The organism is Acidisphaera sp. L21 (assembly GCF_009765685.1).
Lineage (GTDB): Bacteria > Pseudomonadota > Alphaproteobacteria > Acetobacterales > Acetobacteraceae > LMUY01.
Genome location: NZ_LMUY01000142.1, coordinates 29,335 through 47,630 on the forward strand (window position 1 = coordinate 29,335; position 18,296 = coordinate 47,630).

Here is an 18,296-nt window from a genome sequence, read left to right on the forward strand (position 1 = left end):
AACTATGCGGCCGCCGCGTTTGCCGGTGAAGTCAGGTGGCAGGCGGCGCGGTGACCCGGCGCCACCTCCAGCAGCGCCGGAACCTCCTGGGCACAGCGGGCGAACGCGTAGGGGCAACGGTCCCGCAGCCGGCAGCCGGAGGGTGGCGACACCGCATTGGCCAGGCCGCCAGAAATCGGCAAATCCTCCCGCGATTGGTCGGTGCGTGGGCGCGGCACGGCCTTGATGAGCGCCTGGGTGTAGGGGTGCGCCGGGCGGCTGATGACCTCGCTGGTCGGCCCGTCTTCGACGATGCGGCCGAGATACATCACCAGCGTCCGCTCGCACACATACCGCACCAGCGTCAGGTCGTGGGAGATGTACAGCGCAGTCAGCCCAAGCCGATCCCGCAACTCCCGCATCAGGTTCAGGATGCCCGCCCGCACCGACACGTCCAGCATCGACACCGGCTCGTCCGCGACCAGGAAGGATGGGCGCCCCACCAGCGCCCGCGCCAGCACCACGCGCTGCAACTGCCCGCCCGATAGTTCGGAGGGGTGCTTGTCGGCATAGCGATGGAAGTCGCCCAAATGCACCAGCCGCATCGCCTCGGCGATCCGCCCATCGCGTTCGGCACGGGGAACGCCCGTATTGATCAGCGGCTCGGCCACGGCGCGGCGGATGGTGAAGCGGGGGTTCACCGAATCGAACGGGTTCTGGAACACCAATTGGGCCTGCTGGCGAAACCGCCGCAGACTGTCCCCGGACAGGCCGGACACGGCGGCGCCATCGAAATTCAGCGTTCCGCCGGATGCCTCCGTCAGCTTCAGCAGCAGCCGCCCGACCGTGGTTTTGCCGCTGCCGGATTCGCCCACCAGACCCACGCTCTCGCCACGCTGGATCACCAGGTCGATCCCGTCGACGGCACGCACCACCGGCCGCTCCCCCCGCAGCATCTGCCGCGTGGTGCGGGATGTCGGGTAGTGCTTGGTCAGGTTGGCGGCGGCGATCAGCTCTGCCACGTCGCCGCCTCCGTCGCCTGGGCGCGCAAGGTCTCGGCCTCCCCCACGCGATGGCAGGCAGCCCAATGGTCGGGTGCCACGTCCGTGGGCGCCGGGTAGGTGGTGGTGCAGACCGGCTGCACGAACGGGCAGCGTGCGGCGAAGCGGCAGCCGGTGGGCGGCGTGTGCAGATCGGGCGGGCTACCCTCGATCGGCGCCAGATCCTGCGTCGGGCCTTCCAGGTCGGGGAACGCGTTCATCAGCCCCATCGTGTAGGGATGCGCCGGCCGCGCCAGCACATCCGCCGTCGGGCCGTATTCCACGATGCGCCCGGCATACATCACGGCCGTCACGGTACACAGATAGGCGACCACGGCGATGTCGTGGGTGACGAAGATCGCCGTCAGGTTCATGTCCTCGCCCAGCCGGCGCAGCATGTCCAACACCTGGCGCTGCACGATCACATCCAGCGCCGTCACCGGTTCGTCCGCGATCACCAGCTTGGGGTGCAGCGCCAACGCCAGCGCAATTGCCGCGCGCTGTCGCATGCCGCCGCTGAATTGGTGCGGAAAATCATTCAGCCGCACCGGGTTCAGCCCCACGGCCTGGAACAAGTCCGCCGCCCGCGTGTCGGCCGCCCCACGCGACAAATCGCCCCGCCCGCACAACACCTCCCGCATCTGCGTGCGCATGCGGTATACCGGGTCCAGCGAGTTCATCGACGATTGCGGCACGAAGCTGATATCGCGCCACAGCAGCGCCCGGCGCTTGGCTGCGGACAGCGCCTGCAAATCCGTACCATCCAGCACGATCCTGCCGCGCGACACCCGGGCATTACCCGGCAGCACCCCCATCAACGCCCGCGCCAGCGTGGTCTTGCCGCAGCCCGACTCCCCCACCAGGCCCAGCATGGCGCCCGCCGGCACCTCCAAATTCACGCCATCCACGGCGGCGACGAGCCCGGCCTGGGTGCGGTACGTCACGGCCAGGTCGCTGACCGATAGAAGCGCCGTTGTCACGCTACTGCTTCAACTTCGGGAAAATGAGGTTTTCATAGCCGCGGCTGAGGAAGAACCCGGCGGCTACCACGAACACGATGCACAGCCCCGGCGGCACGAACCAATTATACTGCGCCTGGCTTAGCGCTTGGGACGCATAGGCGTCCTGCAGCATGAACCCCCAGGAGATGGTGTCCTGGTCGCCGAATCCCAGGAACGACACGCTGGCCTGCGTCAGGATCGCCCAGCCGACCGATATCGAGCCGTATAGCAGCGACAGCGGCAGGATATTGGGCAGGATGTGGACCAGGATAATGCGGCTATGGCTGGCCCCCGTCACTCGCGCCGCCTCGATGAATTGGCGCTGCATCAGCGTCAGCAATTGCGCCCGGATGATGCGCGCCGCGTTCGGCCAAAGCAGGATGACGACGGAGAACACGACGTTCTGAAGGCTCGGCCCCAGCAGCGCCGCCAGCACGATCACGAACGGCAAAAAGGGCAGCCCCAGCACGACGTCCGTCAGCCGCATCAGCAGCGTGTCCACGACGCCGCCAAAATACCCGGCCAGCACGCCCACCGCCGTGCCCAGCGCCGACACACCCACCGCCGCGGTGATGCCGACGAACAGCGACGGCCGAATCCCCATCACCAATTGGGAGAAGATGTCCCGCCCCAAATTCGTCGTGCCCAGCCAATGCGCCGCGCTCGGCGGGAGAGAGGCTGCCAATTGTCCGTCATCGGTGAACAGGATCTCGGTCGGGTCGTACTGCGCCAACCATCCCGCGAGGATGCCGAGCACGATGAACACGACGTAGATCACGCAGCCGACCACCGCATACGGGTCGGCGAAATACCGGCGCAGCGCCGTGCGCAAACCGCGCCGTTTGGCCGGCAGGACGATGGTGCTACCGCCGTCCATGCGCCACCCTCGGGTCCAGCAGGCCATACGCGATGTCCGCCAGCAAATTCATCGTCACCAGCACCGCCGCGATCATCAGGAACGCGCCCTGCGCCAGCGGATAATCGCTGCTGCTGACGGCGTCGACCAGCATGCGGCCCAACCCGGGCCAACTGAACACCGTCTCCACCACGACATCGCCACCCAATGTCGCGCCAAAGCCGAGCGCGAATGCCGTCACCAACGGCAGCAACGCATTGCGGGCGGCGTGGCGCAGCATGATCGTGCGCTCCGGCAGGCCCTTCATCCGCGCCATGATGACGAACTCCTCGCCCATCACCTCCAGCATGTTGGACCGCATCAGCAACAGCGGCAGCCCTTGCAGATAGATCATCAGCGTGAAGGCCGGCAGGACCAGGTGGCGCAGGAAGTCGGCCGAGCTATAGCGCGCCAGATTGGACGTAAACACCGCGCCCGGCGACGTCGCACCGCCAGCGGGAAACCAGCCAACGCCGAACGCGAACACCGCCAGCAGCACCATGCCGATCCAGAACTCCGGCGCGGCCCTGGTCGCCAGCACCAGGGGGATGCCGATCGTCTCCAACGCGCCGCCGCGCTTCCATGCCATCAGCGCGCCCACCAGCGCCCCGAACGCATAGGCCGCGATCAAGGCGACCAGCGTCAGCAGCAGGGTATTGGGAAGCACGCTCAGGATCATGTCCGTCACCGGCAGACGCTGGCGGAAGGACAATCCGAACTGCCCGTGCAGCAAATTGCCCAGGAACAGCACATACTGCCACCATAACGGCTGATCCAGGCCGAAATCATGCAGGATCATCTGCCGCTGCTCGCCCGTGAAGCTGGGGTCCAGATAGGCGATGGTCGGGTCGCCGGGCAGCAGGCGGAACATCAGGAACAGGATGGTCGCAATCGCCCACAGCACGAACACCATGTGGGCGAGGCGCTTCGCATAGAACACCATAGGGGAGGGTGGCTAGCCGGCGGCTAGCGTCTCCTTCTTGCCCGCCGGGTAGTGCAGCACGTTGCCGTCCAGCACGTAGCCGGCTTCCTTCAGCATGTCCGCCGACTTCTTCACGTCGCCGCCGTCGATCAGCGAGCCCGGCTCGTGCCAGAATGGCAGCGCCGTCGACACGCACGACCCGGCGGGAACGCCGAACCCGTTATACGCCGCCGCCGCCATCAGCTTGCGGCTGACCGAGGCTGACAATGCGCGACGGAACGCCGGGTCATCGAACGGGGCGCGGCGCAAATTCATCGCCAGGAATTGGAAGCCGAGATCGGTCTCCGTCACAACTGTGATCTGTGGCGCGCTCTTGGGCAGTTCGGCCAGCACGCGCGGGTCGCCGGTGAACAGCGACAGGAAGTTCATCTCCCCCGTCTTCATCATGCCCAGCGTCGCTTCCTGATTGGGCACGATGCGCAGGATCCAGCGCGCCAGTTTCGGCGCCGCCCAATGGTCGGGGTTGGCCTCCAGCATCACCTCTTCGCTGTTGCGCCAATGGACGAAGCGGAACGGGCCGGAGCCGACATGCTTCTCCTCGTTGAAATTCTCCAGCATGTCCGGCTTGCCTGTCATCCCCGTCAGCAGCGGCTCCCACACATGCTTGGGGATCAGGTTGATCTTGGACAGGGTGGTGGTGGGGAACGAGGCCTGCGGTGCCTTCAGCGTAAAGACGATGGTGCGCGGCCCGGTCTGCTTCACGCTGTCGATATTGCTGACGAAGGGGAAGAATTGCGGCGTCTTGTCCTTATGCGTCGGCAGTTCGAAGGAATACAGCACGTCCTCCATCGTGATCGGCGTGCCGTCGTGGAACTTCATGCCGTCGCGCACCACGACCTCCATCGTCGTGTCGCTGGTCCATTTGAACGAATCCGCACCCCAGGGCCGCGGCTCCCCATCCAGGCCGACGCGGGTCAGCTTGTCCCATACCAGATCGGTCACCCAACTGCCGATCGCGTCCATGCGGACGGGGCTGATGTAGTCGATCTCGTTGTTGCAGTTCAGCACCATGTCCTTCTGCGCGCCCAACGGCTCGGCGCCGATGAAGGTCCAGAAGTTTCGGATGCCGATCCCGGCCTCGGTCACGATGCTGGCGGCCTTCCACACAGTGTTGTTGAACGCGGCGGAGCGGCGGGGATAGACGAGGTAGATGTAGGGCACGTCCTTGCCGATCACGTCCTGCGCCTGCTTCACCAGCACCTGGCGCTTCGGCCGATCCAGTTCCTGCCGTTGCGCCTGCGCCAGCGAGTCGTATTCGGGGTTCTGGTAGCCGACGAAATCGTAGCCGTTATCGGCCAGCGAGGAGTTGAACAGGCTGAACACCAATTCGTCCGGGTCGCTCCGCTCGGGCCGGCCGACCATTTCCCAGGTCGTCATGTCCCATTTGTCGCGCTTGTTCCACACCGTGGCGTTTTGTTCGGATGCGCTGACCACCTGCACCGTCACCTGCAGGCCCAGCTTGCGCCATTGCTGCGCCGCCAATTGGGCCGCCTGGAACAGCGACGGGTCGCTCGCCTGCGGCTTGGACAGCAGCACGATCGGCCGGATCTTATCCCCCGGCGACCCGGCGGCCTGCGCCCCCACGGCATGCACCGCCAGCGCGGCGGTGGAGGCGGCCAGCATGGCGCGCCGCGTCGTCTTGATCGGGTGGTTGATCGACATGGTGAAACCCTCGCGTCCTACCCGGCCGAACGACCGGACAAACTCCATCGGCCCCCCGAACACGGTCCGGGTGGCGCATAGCAACTGGTGTCATCCCGAATGCGTCGCGGTCGGAAGCCTGCCGCGCCACTTGTTCGAACATTGCTAGGCAGCGCCGGGCTTTGTCAACGCGGCTGGCAGGAATATTGCGTATCTGAGGCGTGCCTCGTCACGTGCCCGGGCCGAATGGGCCGTGCGGCGAAACATCAGCAATGCTGCCCAGTTGACGGGCAGCCCCGCAAGGTTTTGGGTTCGGGCCGCGTATCAGGCGGGAGGGTGAAATGGACATCGCAACTTTTGAACCGGCGAACCAGGTGGATCGCGATCGGCTCATGGGCCACTGCCAGGATTTCGCCCGCTGGGTCAAACTTTCCGGATCGCCCGACGAACTGGCCAGCATGAAGGAAGTGCAGGCCAAGATCGCCAATTACGGCTATCGCACGAAGCTGATTCTGCACGACGCCTATATCAGCCTGCCCGGCACCGCCCGTGTGGTCGTCGATGGTGTGGATCTGACCGCCATCACCCATTCGTTCTCCCGCCCCTCGCCGGAGGGCGGCCTGTCCGCACCACTGGCCTATCTCGGTGAAGGCACCGACGTCGATTTCGCCGGGCGCGACGTGCGCGGTTGCATTGTCATGGTGGAAGGCATCGCCAGCCCGGCAGTCGCAGTGCGCGCGGCGCGGGCCGGGGCGGTCGGCCAACTGCACATCAGCCCGCACGAGCATCTGCACGAAATGTGCATCTCCCCCGTCTGGGGCAGCCCGTCACTGCAGACGCTGGGCGACCTGCCGACCACCGTGACCTGCACGATCTCTGACGCTGACGGTGGTAAATTGCGCGACCGCCTGGCCGCCGGGGAGGCGCCGGCGGTCACGCTGCACGCCACCGTCGACACCGGTTGGCGCAAGACGCCGATCCTGCAGGCCGACCTGGACGGCCCGGAGCCGAACGGCCCCTTCGTCCTGTTCAGCGGCCATCACGACACCTGGTATTACGGCGTCATGGATAATGGCAGCGCCAACGCCACCATGCTGGAAACGGCGCGACTACTGGCGCTCGGGCAGCAATCCTGGCGTCGCGGCGTGCGGTTCTGCTTCTGGTCCGGGCACTCGCATGGCCGCTACTCCGGCTCCGCCTGGTACGTCGACAACCATTGGGCTGAGTTGGAGCGGCGTTGCGCCGTGCACGTGAACGTCGATTCCACCGGCGGCATCGGCGCCAGCGTCATGACGGAGGGCGCCGTCGCGTCCGAACTCGCCGCGCTCGCGGCCGGCGTGGTGAAGGCCGAGACCAATGCGGAGCACGAAGGTCGCCGGGTCGGCCGCAATAGCGACATGTCGTTCTGGGGCGTGGGCATCCCGACGCTATTCGGCAGCCTCAGCCACCAGCCGCCCAGCCCGGTGAAGATGCGCAACCCGCTCGGCTGGTGGTGGCACACGCCGCACGACCTGCTGGACAAGATCGACCCCGACAATCTGGCGCGCGACACCCGGGTGTTCGTCTCGGCGCTGTGGCGGCTGGTGACCGATGCGCGCCTGCCGATGAATTACGACGACCATGCGACGGCGTTGCAGGCCGAACTCGGCAAGCTCACCGCGGCCCTCGGCGACCGCATGGACCTGTCCGACTTGGTCGCCGCCACCACTGCCCTGCAACGCACCGCCGCTGCCGTGAAGGGAGAAGACACCGCCGTCAACAACGCGCTGATGGCCGCCTCCCGCGCCCTGGTGCCGGTCGACTACACCGCCGGCGACCGCTTCAGCCACGACCCGGCGCTGCCGCAGAAACCATGGCCCGTCATGGAGCCAATTCGCACGTTGGCCGCGGCAAAAAGCAATGACGACATCCGCTTCGCCAGGGTCGAGGCCGTGCGAGCCCGCAACCGCATGGTGAACGCGGTGCAAGCAGCGACCCGCGCCCTAGCCAAAGTTGCATGAGCAAGAAGATGCTGCGCTTCGGCGCGTTCATGAGCGTGCCGGGCTGCCATCCCACCGGCTGGCGCCACCCGGACGCGATCTGCGAAACCGACATCTCGTTTCGCTGGCTGGCCCACATGGTGCGTGTGGCGGAGCGGGGCAAGCTGGATGCGATGTTCTTCCAGGACAGCGCCGCCGTGGTCGGTAGCAACGTGGCCTATAACGCCGAGCCGTTCAACGTGCGCAACGGCCGCCAGGCGCATATCGAACCCGTCAGCGCCATCGCCGGGCTGGCGGCGATCACCAGCCATATCGGCCTCATCTCCACCTGCACCACCACGTATAACGAGCCGTACAATCTGGCCCGCCGCTTCCTCACCATCGACCACATCAGCGGCGGCCGCGCCGGGTGGAATTTGGTCACGTCGCAGGCGGAGGACGAGGCGGGCAATTTCGGCCAGCCCGCGCATCTGGAGCACGGCGCCCGCTACGACCGGGCCTCCGAATTCTACGATGTGGTGCGCGGCTTGTGGGATAGCTGGGAGGACGATGCCTTCCTGCGCGACAAGGCAAGCGGCATCTGGTTCGACATCGACAAGATGCACATTCTCAACCACGAAGGCCCGCATTTCCGCGTGCGTGGGCCGCTGAACGTCTCCCGTTCCCCGCAGGGTCGCCCGGTGGTTGCGCAGGCCGGTTCGTCCGGCGTGGGCATGGATCTGGCGGCCCGCTCGGCCGACATGGTGTTCACTGCCCAGCGCACCATCCCCGACGCACAGGCCTTCCGCAGCCAGATGCACGCGCTGATGGCCAAATACGGCCGGGCGCCGGACGAGGTCCGCATCTTCCCCGGCATCATGCCCATCGTCGGGCGCAGCGCCGCCGAGGCGCAGGACAAATACGAGCAACTCCGCGACCTCGTGGACGACAACACGGGGCTCCGCGGCGTGGCGCGGCTGGCCGGCGGCGTCGACATTCTGTCGCTGGATCCCGATGGCCCGCTACCCGAACTGAAGCCATCCAATGCCGCGCGTGCCCGGCAGGAAATGATCATTGCCATGGGCCGCAGCGGCATGACGATCCGGCAGATCGGCCGCGTGCTCGGCATGTCGCAGGCGCATCGCGTGCTGTATGGCACGCCGCAATCCATGGCCGACGATATGGAGGAATGGCTCGACGCCGGGGCCTGCGACGGTTTCAACCTGCTATTTGCCCACTACCCGAAGCCGCTGGAGGAATTCGTCGATCTGGTGGTGCCGGAATTGCAGCGTCGCGGCATCTTCCGCACCGAATACGAAGGCAACACCTTGCGCGGGAATTTGGGCGTTCCTATTCCCCGCAACAGCTTCGCCCGGGTGCCCGAACATGCCTGAGCCGCGGATGCTGAAACTGGGCGCCTTCCTCAGCGTGCCCGGCAATCATCTCGCCGGCTGGCGCCATCCGGACGCGGTGGCAACATCCGACATGGACTGGAAGCAGTATCTGCATTTGGCCCAGGTGGCGGAGGCGGCGAAGTTCGACACCATCTTCTTCCAGGACACTGCCGCGGTGAACGGCAGCCGCGCCCTGGCCAAGGGCGACACCAGCCGCGCCAAACTCAGCCGCACCGTCAAGTTGGAGCCGACAGCCGTGCTGGCAGCCATGGCGGCACTCACCACCAATATCGGCCTCATCGCCACCGCCACCACCACCTATAACGAGCCGTACAACATCGCCCGTCGCTTCGCCGCCATCGACCTGATCAGCGAGGGCCGCGCGGGTTGGAATCTTGTCACCAGCCAGATCGAAGACGAGTCGGAAAACTTCGGCTTCGACGCGCATATGGACCACGCCAGGCGCTATGCTCGCGCCAGCGAATTCTACGACGTCGTCATCGGCCTGTGGGATAGCTGGGAAGATGGCGGGCTGCTGCGCGACAAAGAATCCGGCATCTACATGGACCGCGCGAAAGTGCATTTCCTGGACCATGAGGGCCCCAACTTCAAGGTCCGCGGCCCGCTGAACGTCCCGCGTTCCCCACAAGGCCGTCCCGTCGTAGCCCAGGCCGGCTCGTCCGAGGCCGGGCGGGAGTTGGCGGCGAAAACAGCGGACGTCATCTTCACGGCCCAAACCGAAATAGGCCGCGCCAAAGAGTTCTACGCCGATGTGAAAGCCCGCACCGTGCGCTACGGCCGCTCGCCGGACGACGTGAAGGTGATGCCCGGCATCACCCCCGTACTCGGCGCCACCGAAGCCGAGGCATGGGAGAAATACGAGGAACTGCAGGCTCTGCTACCAGACGACGTGGCGCTGCAATCCCTCTCCCACATCAGCGGCGGGCTGGACCTCCGCAACTATCCGCAGGACGGCCCGCTGCCGGACCTCCCGCCGTCCAACGCCGCCAAGGCCCGGCAGGAATTGGTGGTCCGCACCGCGCGGGAGAAGAACATGACCCTGCGGCAAATCGCTCGCCACACCGCCGCCGGCACCGGCCATCGCGTGCTGGTCGGCACTGCCGAATACATGGCGGACGAATTGGAGACCTGGCTGAAGCAGGAGGCCGCGGACGGGTTTAACGTCATTTGCAACCATTATCCCGTTCCGTTTGAAGACTTTGCCCGCCAAGTTGTTCCGGAATTGCGCCGCCGTGGTATATTCCGAAACGAATATGAAGGCACCACTTTGCGAGAAAATTTAGGCCTCAAGGTACCCCCTAATCGATACGCCATGTGATACACCGGCGCCGGCATGGAGTAGCAGCCGGCATGAACCGCAACATCCAGGGTCTTCGCGCCCTGGCCGCGTATGGCGTTGTGGGTCACCATGTGGTGGATAGCCTGAAAAATTACATCGCGGTCGGCCGCTTCACCGCCAGTCCGCAGATTGGCGCCACCGGGGTGCAGATCTTTTTCGTCATCAGCGGCTTCATCATGGTGATGACCACGATGCGACGGCCGATTACGCCAGCCGCCTTCCTCCAGCACCGGATCATCCGCGTGGTGCCGACCTACTGGATCTTGACCTCGGTCGCCACGGTGTTGCTGATGGCCGGGTTGCATATCCTGGGGCAGGGCGGCGTCGCCCCCGTGCAATTGCTGAAATCACTCGCCTTCGTGCCGGATTTCACCGCCGAGGCTTCGATGCGTCTGCCGGTGCTGTTCGTCGGCTGGACGCTGAATTACGAGATGATGTTCTACGTCCTGTTCGCCCTGTGCCTGTTCGTGCCGGTGCCGACGCAGCGCCTATGGGCAATTTCGGTAGCGTTGCTCACCCTATGGATCGCCGGGCAAAGCGGGATCAGCGACTATCTGGCCTATTGGGGCAACGACATCATCCTTGCCTTCCTGGTGGGCATCCTGCTGTGTCCGTTGGACCGGGCAAGGGCATTGCCGCCACGGCTGGCCATCGCGGCGCTGCCGGTTGCCCTCGCCGGACTGGCGTTGCCGGATCTGCTGCCGGCGCTGGGGGTCGCACCTCATGGCCTGCTGGTGGTGACGATGGCGGCCGGCTTGCTGGTGTTCGCCGTGCTCAGCCTGGAACGGGCGGGCATTCGCCTTCCCGTCGGCTGGATCACCCGGCAGGGCGACGCCAGCTACGCGTTGTATCTGGTTCATCCGTTCGTGCTGCAAATCATCAACAAGCTGGTGCTGAGGCTTGGGCTCAACGCCAGCCTCATCGGGCTGGTGGGCACGGTGGTCGCGATGATGGTTGCCTGCGGCGTGTGCGGCAGGCTGTTCCATCTGTGGGTGGAAATGCCGCTCTACCAGCGCGTTCGCCGCCCGCGGGAGGTCCCTATCCTGGCCGTGTCGTAGCCCGGCCTATGTCGCGCGGGCCAGGATCGCCCGCAACAGCACGGTCGCACCGGCCTCCACATGCTCGGGCGTGCACCACTCCAACTCGTTGTGCGACAGGCCATCGCGGCAGGGCACGAAGATCAGTTGCGTCGGGCACAGCCGCGTCATGTTGAACGCGTCGTGCCCTGGCTTCGTACGCATGCGGGTGACGCTGTGGCCGGATTGGGTGGCAATCTGCTCCACCAACGCGGTCAACGCCGGGTCGAACCGCACCACGTCGCGCTTGCGGTTGTTCAGCATGCGGAATTCGAGCCCCGTCTCGGCGGCAACCGCGCCGGCGGCCTGCTCCACCTCGGCCGCCATCTGCGCCAGCCCCTCCGCATCGGTATGGATCAACCCGTAGGAGAAGGTGGCCCGGTGCGGGATGTTGATGCGGTTGTTCGGCCAGATGTCGATCACCGTGGCGCTGGCTGCCCCGTTGGCCGCGCGGGCGCGCCCGATGCGATCGATCTCGGCGATCATCCGCGCCGCGCCCACCAGCGCATTGCGCCGCCGCAACATCGGCATGCTGGAGATATGGGCATTGTCGCCCAGCCACTCGATATCGGCGTACAGCGAGTAGTTGCTGTGCGTCACCACCCCAATGGTGATCCCCGCCTCCTCCAGTTCCGGCCCTTGTTCGATATGCAGCTCGAAATAGCTGTCGACCGGGCGGCCGCCCAATGCTGCCGAGCCATTGGCGCGGATGCGCACCAGTTCCTCGCCGGCGGTGCGGCCGCTGCGGTCGGCGGCGGCATGCGCGGTTTCCAGCGGCAACACGCCGGCGAATACCGCCGATCCCATCAATCCGGGGAAGAAGCGGGCGCCTTCCTCATTGGTCCAATTCACCACCTCGATCGACCGGGCTGGCGCGACCCCGGCCGCATCGATGGCGCGAATGGCGGCCAGCGCGGCCAGCACCCCCAGCGGCCCGTCGAACCGGCCGCCCGGTGATTGCGTGTCCAGATGGCTGCCGGCGAACACGGGGGGCAGGCTCGGATCCGTGCCCTCCCGCCGCGCGAACATGTTGCCCATCCCGTCCACCGTTACGGCCAGCCCGGCCTCCTGGCACCAGAACGCGAACAGGGCGCGACCGTCACGGTCGGCATCGGTCAGCGCCAGCCGGTCGCAACCGCCACGCGGCAGGGCGCCGATCTGCCCCAGGGTCATCAGGTCCGACCACAGGCGGCCCGCGTCGATGGTGGGGGATGACATGCCGGCGGTCTCCGTCTGGATCGGGGTTAACGCCGTGGAAGGTTGGCGGCGATCGGGTTGCGAGACAATGCCGGTCAGTGGCAAACCGCGCGCCCGGCTCGGCCGAATGCGGCTGAGCGGCGAGGTCTGAACGAAAAATTAAGAAATCCACGTCAGGATCGCAACGGATTTGGGATTTCAGGGTGATGACGCAGGACAAGCTGAACGACATTTGGATCCTGCTCGCCGCGAACTCGATCGTGTGGGGCTGGGTCGGCGCCACGCATGGCGACCTCCAGACCCTGGTGCTGAACGAGCGGCAACTCTGGTCCCGCCGGGCCGTCGGCGGGCAGCAGCCGGGCGAATGGGTCGAAATCCCGCTGGCCCTGCGGGACCTCAGCCGTGTCGCCAGCACCACTGGCGCCCGATAGCGGACGGGCTACTTGGCCGGATGCTCGACGTGGCTGTCGATCCAGCCAAGCAGCAGGTCGGCGATTTGCAGGTTGTTCTTGTCCAGCATGAACATGTGGGTGTTGCCGTGGATCCCCATCTCCGGCAGGTGCATGAACGTCACGTCACCCCCCGCTTTCTGGATGCTCGCGGCAAAGTCGCGGCACTGCCCCATGGACGTCGTCCAGCGTGACCCGAACGGCTCGGGCGCATCGGCATGGTGGTCGGCAAACACGATCAGCATCGGGATCTTCGCCAGCGTCGCACGCTCCTGCTCGGTAAACGACGTGGCACAGGCGTAGCCGCTTTCCAGGCTGATGATGCCCTTCACCGCCGCCGGGTTCAGCAGGGCCGACCGCTCGGGGAACATGAAGGATTCCGAGTGCCCCATCAGCACCGCGCCCCCGGCTTTCTGGGCCAGGGCGGCCAGGTCCGAATAGCTGGGATCCTGCGCCGGCAGGGCGGCGTTCAGGTCCGGGATCCACATCTTGTAGAACGCATCGATCGCGTCGACCGGGAACTGCGTGTCTGGGTAGGGCGTGCCGAATTTCGGCCCGATCCGGAACCAGGTATAGGCGTATTCGTGGCCGATGATCTGCACCGGCGGCTGGTCCGCCGCGGCCTTCGTGCCCAGCTTGGTCGCGTTGTAAAGGCTGCCGTCGAACCCCGATCGGCCGCGCCCGGCCTGGTCCACGACGTAGACGGGGCGCCCGGCACGCAGGAAATACTCGTTCCACCCCATGCGGCCATCCGGCGTCGTCTCGTAGCCCTGTCCGCTCAGCCCGCCGCCATGGATCATGACGACGGGCACGTGCTGCGGTGAAACCGGGATCTGATACTGCACGTACATCTGCCCGGTGGTGACATCGCCGGCCCGCGTCACGTCGGGCCCCGTGGTCAACCCGCTGAGCCCGTCGGCGTGCTGCACGGTGCCGCCGATGAAGAAGCTTCCCTGCGATTGGATCGTCAGCGTCCCCTTCGTGTCCACCGGCTCCGCCGCGCGGGCAGGGGTTATCAGGCCGCACAGGCCCGCAATGGCCGCGTAGCGGAGCAGAGTGTTCATGATATCGTTTCCCAGCCTTGCCATTTATTGATCTGCGCTCGGCAGATCATGCCATACGGCGCGGTGGGTCAGAAGGCCCCTAGGCGATGTAGAGTGCGAACAATGCCCCGATCGCCATCAGCAACGGTAACTCCGCCACCCATTCCGGGACGTGAGGGTTCAAGCTGGGCTGCCCGGCCCGCATTTCCTGCAATGCATCATCGAACGGCGCCATGTCGCTGTCGTGGATCGCGTCGGTTTTGTCGCTCATCGTGGCCTCCTGCCGCGGGTGAAAACTCCGCGCGCAGTCTGCCGGAAGGATTATTACCAAGTCGTTTCCAAACTTCCGTCCAGCGCCGCGAAACCCGGGCATCCTCATCATTGTTTCCCAAACCAATCGGCCCTAGCGTTACGGGAACGCGGCCAGTGCCGACCCATGGCGCGATCATCGTGCCGGCTCCGACAAGAAAGGGTTTTGTATGCGACGCATCATTCATCTGACGTTCGCGATCGTCATGGCCACCGGCGTTGCAGGCACCCCCGCCTTCGCCAACTCCTGCCAGGCCGGGCGCCTGATGTGCGCCACGGCGATGCCAGCCGGCGGCTACTGCGAATGCACCTCCCACGGCGCGACCGAAAGCGGAACGGTTGTCGACCGGCCGATGTCCCGCCGCCCGGTCAACGCGAAGGCCGGCGGTTGCGGCGCCCATCCGGACGCCCCAGGGTGCCACTAACAGCGCCGGTCTAACGAGCCGGAGCGGCATCCCGTTTGGGGTGTCGCTCGCAGCCCACTGGCTCGGCATCTCGGGGGCAAATGGCGCCCGCGCCGCCTGCTTGTGCTCCATTGATTGCCTGACTACCGTCCGGGACCGAGACGATACGCCACATAAGGTGAGCATGCCCGGCGAGACCGAGTCCGACCCCCGCCAGCCACTCGTCAGCCCAGCGACCGTGCGCAGCGAGTTCAACGGCTTCGCGTTTGCTGGCAGCCATGGTGCGTTTGGCGATCATCTCGGGGCGGGCATACTGTATTACGCCCTCGCGCAGATGGTTCGTGCGCAGGTTGCCGTCTGTATCGGTTCGGGTGGGGGCTTCGTTCCGGCGCTCGTGCGACGTGCCCAACTCGACGCCGGGATCGCCCCGGCGGCCACCTACCTCGTCGATGCGAACCTGCCCGACCTGGCATTCGGCAGCCCGGTCCAGCTTGGCGGCTGGATGACGGCGGAGAATCCCTTCCTTGCCCGGGAGTCCGACATCGTCGTGCTGCCGATGCTGTCGAGCGACGCTGCCAAGCTGTTTGCCGCGCAGCGGATCACGATCGATTACCTGCACATCGATGGCGACCATTCGCGCGACGGCATGCTGGCGGATTTCCGCGATTACGCGCCGCTGGTGAGTTCCGAAGGCGTGATCACCTTCCACGATCTCGCAATGCCGAGCATCGGCGCCGCGCTCGCCACCATCGCCGCCGAGTATCCAGAGTGGGAGCATGTCGGCTTCGCGGAGATCGGCGCCGGCACGGGCGTCCTCCGGCGGCGCCAGCGTGGTCCGGTGCAGCGGCGGACGCAGAACAAGGAAGGTTTCGTCGACGCAGGCCGTTGCGTGACCCTGCAAACGGCACCGGTCCGGGACGCGATCGTCGAAAGCCAGGAACGCGCCCGCTACGAACGGTGGCATTACCTCGCCAGCCCGGCCTACCAACTCCGCTATCGGCTCGCAGCGACGGAGATCGATACCTCGGGGGCAACGATCGTCGAGATCGGCGGCTTTCCCAATTCGGTCGTCGGGGTGATCGCGCAGGCGCTCCGCGTGCATGCGATCGAGCCCTACGCGCCGGACGCCTATCGGGCGAAGACGGAAGCGGACGCGCGCGCGAAAGGCATCGACTGGCTGTACCATCCGGTCGCGCTGTCCGCGTTATCGCTGCGGCCAGCCGATCTTGGCGCCTACAACCTGTTGGCGCTCGGCTTCGATTTGACGGCCGGGGAGGACAGTGTCGAAGGGCTGGCGTCCGCGCTGCACAACTTTGCCAGGTTGCTGGCGGCGGCCAAGCGTGCCGTCGTCGAGATTCCCGGCTACCGCCCGTCGGAAGCTGCGTGGGAAGCCGTCGCAGCCGCACTGGAGCCGAAGATCGTTTTTGACGTCACGATGGATTTGCGCCGAGACCCGGTCGCCAGCGTCTATTTCGTGCGCGACGAACGTGCCTTGCGGCGGATGATCGTGATCGACGGCACCGCCTGCGCCGACGTGGATGCCGCATCTGTCCAAGCGGCCCTGCATGCCACCGCGGTGGTGCTGATCGGTGCAAAACAGGCCCAGGCGGCGCCGGTCGATCCGGACTACGCGATTGGCACGGTGATCACCTTCAACACAGTCGGCAATTCGGATCTTTTCGTCCGCAGCGGCTGGCGGGGCGCGGAAGCGCGGTTCCGCTGGTCCACCGGCGAGGAGGCGAGGTTATCCCTGCGCCTCGCGGAGGACGATCTCGGTCAGGCATCGATGTTCATCGCGCGAGTGACGATCGAGCCCTTCGTCGTGCCTGTGATCCATCCCAGCCAGCGCATCCAGATCGCCGTCAACGGGCAAGCATTGGCCGAACACACCGTCACCGAACGCACCACGCTGACGGTCCCGGTTTCACGAGCCAGCTTGCTGAGCCAGCCGGTCGCCCAGTTCTCATTCATGCAGCCAGACTATCGCCGCCCGTTCGACATTCTTCCCGGCAACAAGGACAAAGCCCAACTCGCCTTCCGCTTTTTCGACTTCGTGCTGTTGCCTGTCACGCCGGGGAATGAGCGATAGGCAAGGCGGATGGTGGAGTTGAGGGGAATCGAACCCCTGACCTCCTCATTGCGAACGAGGCGCTCTACCAACTGAGCTACAACCCCGCCTTGCAGGGGCCGGGGTATGCCCAGCACCGCGGTGCGAGTCAAGCGCCCGGGCGTGCCAGACCGGCAGAGTTCACGTTGCGAATGACGAAAAGCAACGCTAGGGTCCGGCGCCGCGCAGGGGGTTGTATCGCTTGGTCACCATTATCTATCAGTTGCTTGACCAGATTCTGAATCTCTACTGGTGGGCCGTCATCCTCGCCGCCGTCATGAGCAATCTGATCGCGTTCGGCGTGCTGGACACCCGTAACCGGCTGGTTTGGACCATCGCGGATTTCCTCTACCGCATCACCGAGCCCGCCTTGCGCCGGATCCGCAACGTCGTGCCCAGTTTCAGCGGCATCGACCTCAGTCCGCTGGTGCTGCTGCTGCTCATCTGGGTGCTGCGCAACGTGTTGGCGCGTGTGTACCAGGCGGTGGTGTTCGGCGGCCTGCAACCGCTGTTCTACTAGCCGGATGACCGCCCAGCCGATCGACGGCAAAGCCCCGGCCGCCCTGTTGCGCGGTCGGGTCGCCGCGCGGGTGGCCACGCTGGCGTTTCAGCCCGGACTAGCCGTGGTGCTGGTGGGCGACGACCCCGCCAGCGCCGTCTACGTCCGCAACAAGGACAAGGCCGCCCAGGCCGCTGGCCTCGCCGTGCAGACGATACGCCTTCCGGCGAACAGCACCCAGGCCGAGATTCTGGCAGTCGTTGCCGGGCTGAATGCCGACCCGGCAGTCGATGGCATCCTGGTGCAACTGCCCTTGCCGCCGCAACTGGACGCCGACGCCGTCATCGCCACGCTGGACCCGGCCAAGGATGTGGACGGGCTGACCACGCAGAATGCTGGCCGCCTAGCCTCCGGCGCCGCCGTCTTGTCGCTGGACGCGCCGGGTGGCACGGCGCTCGCGCCCTGCACCCCGCGGGGCGTCATGGTGCTGCTGGCCTCGGTTCAGCCATCGCTTTCTGGCGCCCGGGTGATCGTGATCGGCCGGTCCGCCCTGGTGGGTCGCCCGGTGGCCCAAATGCTGACGGCGGCGGACGCGACCGTCACCATCACCCATTCGCGCACGCGGGATCTGCCGGCGGAGTGTCGCCGGGCGGACATTGTGGTGGCCGCTGTGGGCCGGCCGGAAATGGTCCGCGGCGACTGGCTGGCACCAGGCGCCGTGGTGATCGACGTTGGCATCAATCGCCTGGCCGATGGCCGCCTAGTGGGTGACGCCGCCTATGACGAATGCGCCGCCGTGGCGTCTGCCATTACACCGGTGCCCGGCGGCGTCGGGCCGATGACGATCGCCTGTCTGCTGGAAAACACCGTCGCGGCTTCCATTGCCCGACGTTAGCCTCGGCGCGTTAACGGTCCGGTAGCGTTTCGCCGATTACCCTCGCCTCCGGCTCTCAAGGAGGCGA

17 protein-coding genes and 1 tRNA gene are annotated in these 18,296 nt (G+C 66.1%); 9 read left to right on the forward strand and 9 right to left on the reverse strand.

The window, feature by feature from the left end:
• Positions 1 to 2: 2 nt before the first annotated feature.
• From GSQ76_RS26275 to GSQ76_RS26295, 5 genes are read right to left on the reverse strand one after another with little or no spacing between them, the layout of a single operon-like run.
• Positions 3 to 1,001 carry an ABC transporter ATP-binding protein gene (locus GSQ76_RS26275; protein WP_216851314.1) on the reverse strand — a complete coding sequence of 333 codons (999 nt, stop codon included), beginning with the start codon at positions 999 to 1,001 and terminating at the stop codon, positions 3 to 5.
• The gene (locus GSQ76_RS26280; RefSeq protein ID WP_158747043.1) at positions 989 to 1,999 is read right to left on the reverse strand and encodes an ABC transporter ATP-binding protein; all 1,011 of its coding nucleotides are present in this window, start codon (positions 1,997 to 1,999) and stop codon (positions 989 to 991) included. The genes GSQ76_RS26275 and GSQ76_RS26280 overlap by 13 nt, the downstream gene beginning before the upstream one ends.
• 1 nt (position 2,000) lies before the next feature.
• Positions 2,001 to 2,897 (reverse strand): ABC transporter permease, encoded by an 897-nt coding sequence (locus GSQ76_RS26285; protein ID WP_216851315.1) that lies wholly within the window; start codon positions 2,895 to 2,897, stop codon positions 2,001 to 2,003.
• The gene (locus GSQ76_RS26290; RefSeq protein WP_158747045.1) at positions 2,884 to 3,858 is read right to left on the reverse strand and encodes an ABC transporter permease; all 975 of its coding nucleotides are present in this window, start codon (positions 3,856 to 3,858) and stop codon (positions 2,884 to 2,886) included. Before GSQ76_RS26290 ends, GSQ76_RS26285 begins: the two co-directional genes overlap by 14 nt.
• Before the next feature lie 12 nt (positions 3,859 to 3,870).
• The gene (locus GSQ76_RS26295; RefSeq protein ID WP_216851316.1) at positions 3,871 to 5,607 is read right to left on the reverse strand and encodes an ABC transporter substrate-binding protein; all 1,737 of its coding nucleotides are present in this window, start codon (positions 5,605 to 5,607) and stop codon (positions 3,871 to 3,873) included.
• 272 nt (positions 5,608 to 5,879) lie between these two features.
• Here GSQ76_RS26295 and GSQ76_RS26300 point away from each other — a divergent pair, with 272 nt between their 5' ends.
• From GSQ76_RS26300 to GSQ76_RS26315, 4 genes are read left to right on the forward strand one after another with little or no spacing between them, the layout of a single operon-like run.
• On the forward strand, positions 5,880 to 7,538 hold the full coding sequence (locus GSQ76_RS26300) for a M28 family peptidase (protein WP_158747046.1): 1,659 nt from the start codon (positions 5,880 to 5,882) through the stop codon (positions 7,536 to 7,538).
• The gene (locus tag GSQ76_RS26305) at positions 7,535 to 8,890 is read left to right on the forward strand and encodes an LLM class flavin-dependent oxidoreductase (RefSeq protein WP_158747047.1); all 1,356 of its coding nucleotides are present in this window, start codon (positions 7,535 to 7,537) and stop codon (positions 8,888 to 8,890) included. Before GSQ76_RS26300 ends, GSQ76_RS26305 begins: the two co-directional genes overlap by 4 nt.
• The gene (locus tag GSQ76_RS26310) at positions 8,883 to 10,229 is read left to right on the forward strand and encodes an LLM class flavin-dependent oxidoreductase (protein WP_158747048.1); all 1,347 of its coding nucleotides are present in this window, start codon (positions 8,883 to 8,885) and stop codon (positions 10,227 to 10,229) included. The genes GSQ76_RS26305 and GSQ76_RS26310 overlap by 8 nt, the downstream gene beginning before the upstream one ends.
• Positions 10,230 to 10,261: 32 nt before the next feature.
• Positions 10,262 to 11,308 carry an acyltransferase gene (locus tag GSQ76_RS26315; protein ID WP_158747049.1) on the forward strand — a complete coding sequence of 349 codons (1,047 nt, stop codon included), beginning with the start codon at positions 10,262 to 10,264 and terminating at the stop codon, positions 11,306 to 11,308.
• Positions 11,309 to 11,314: 6 nt separating this feature from the next.
• On the opposite strand, the gene GSQ76_RS26320 is transcribed toward GSQ76_RS26315, so the two are convergent.
• Positions 11,315 to 12,544: an allantoate amidohydrolase gene (locus GSQ76_RS26320; RefSeq protein WP_158747050.1), complete on the reverse strand. Its 1,230-nt coding sequence runs from the start codon at positions 12,542 to 12,544 to the stop codon at positions 11,315 to 11,317.
• A gap of 185 nt (positions 12,545 to 12,729) precedes the next feature.
• Between GSQ76_RS26320 and GSQ76_RS26325 the strand changes: the two genes are divergently transcribed.
• Positions 12,730 to 12,954 carry a hypothetical protein gene (locus tag GSQ76_RS26325; RefSeq protein WP_158747051.1) on the forward strand — a complete coding sequence of 75 codons (225 nt, stop codon included), beginning with the start codon at positions 12,730 to 12,732 and terminating at the stop codon, positions 12,952 to 12,954.
• An 8-nt stretch (positions 12,955 to 12,962) separates the two neighbouring features.
• Here the strand turns inward: GSQ76_RS26325 and GSQ76_RS26330 are convergent, their stop codons facing one another.
• Complete coding sequence (locus tag GSQ76_RS26330) at positions 12,963 to 14,036, reverse strand: hypothetical protein (RefSeq protein ID WP_158747052.1); 1,074 nt, start codon at positions 14,034 to 14,036, stop codon at positions 12,963 to 12,965.
• Between the two features lie 79 nt (positions 14,037 to 14,115).
• Complete coding sequence (locus tag GSQ76_RS26335) at positions 14,116 to 14,286, reverse strand: hypothetical protein (RefSeq protein ID WP_158747053.1); 171 nt, start codon at positions 14,284 to 14,286, stop codon at positions 14,116 to 14,118.
• A gap of 208 nt (positions 14,287 to 14,494) precedes the next feature.
• Between GSQ76_RS26335 and GSQ76_RS26340 the strand changes: the two genes are divergently transcribed.
• Both GSQ76_RS26340 and GSQ76_RS26345 read left to right on the forward strand, forming a co-directional pair.
• Entirely contained in the window at positions 14,495 to 14,749 is a 255-nt protein-coding gene (locus tag GSQ76_RS26340) for a hypothetical protein (RefSeq protein ID WP_158747054.1), read from the forward strand.
• A gap of 526 nt (positions 14,750 to 15,275) precedes the next feature.
• The gene (locus GSQ76_RS26345; RefSeq protein WP_158747055.1) at positions 15,276 to 16,817 is read left to right on the forward strand and encodes a class I SAM-dependent methyltransferase; all 1,542 of its coding nucleotides are present in this window, start codon (positions 15,276 to 15,278) and stop codon (positions 16,815 to 16,817) included.
• A 10-nt stretch (positions 16,818 to 16,827) separates the two neighbouring features.
• On the opposite strand, the gene GSQ76_RS26350 is transcribed toward GSQ76_RS26345, so the two are convergent.
• Positions 16,828 to 16,903, reverse strand: a tRNA-Ala gene (locus GSQ76_RS26350).
• A 134-nt stretch (positions 16,904 to 17,037) separates the two neighbouring features.
• On the opposite strand from GSQ76_RS26350, the gene GSQ76_RS26355 reads away from it, so the two are divergent.
• Positions 17,038 to 17,355: a YggT family protein gene (locus GSQ76_RS26355; RefSeq protein ID WP_158747056.1), complete on the forward strand. Its 318-nt coding sequence runs from the start codon at positions 17,038 to 17,040 to the stop codon at positions 17,353 to 17,355.
• Between the two features lie 4 nt (positions 17,356 to 17,359).
• Positions 17,360 to 18,229 (forward strand): bifunctional 5,10-methylenetetrahydrofolate dehydrogenase/5,10-methenyltetrahydrofolate cyclohydrolase, encoded by an 870-nt coding sequence (locus GSQ76_RS26360; RefSeq protein WP_158747057.1) that lies wholly within the window; start codon positions 17,360 to 17,362, stop codon positions 18,227 to 18,229.
• Positions 18,230 to 18,296: the final 67 nt, after the last annotated feature.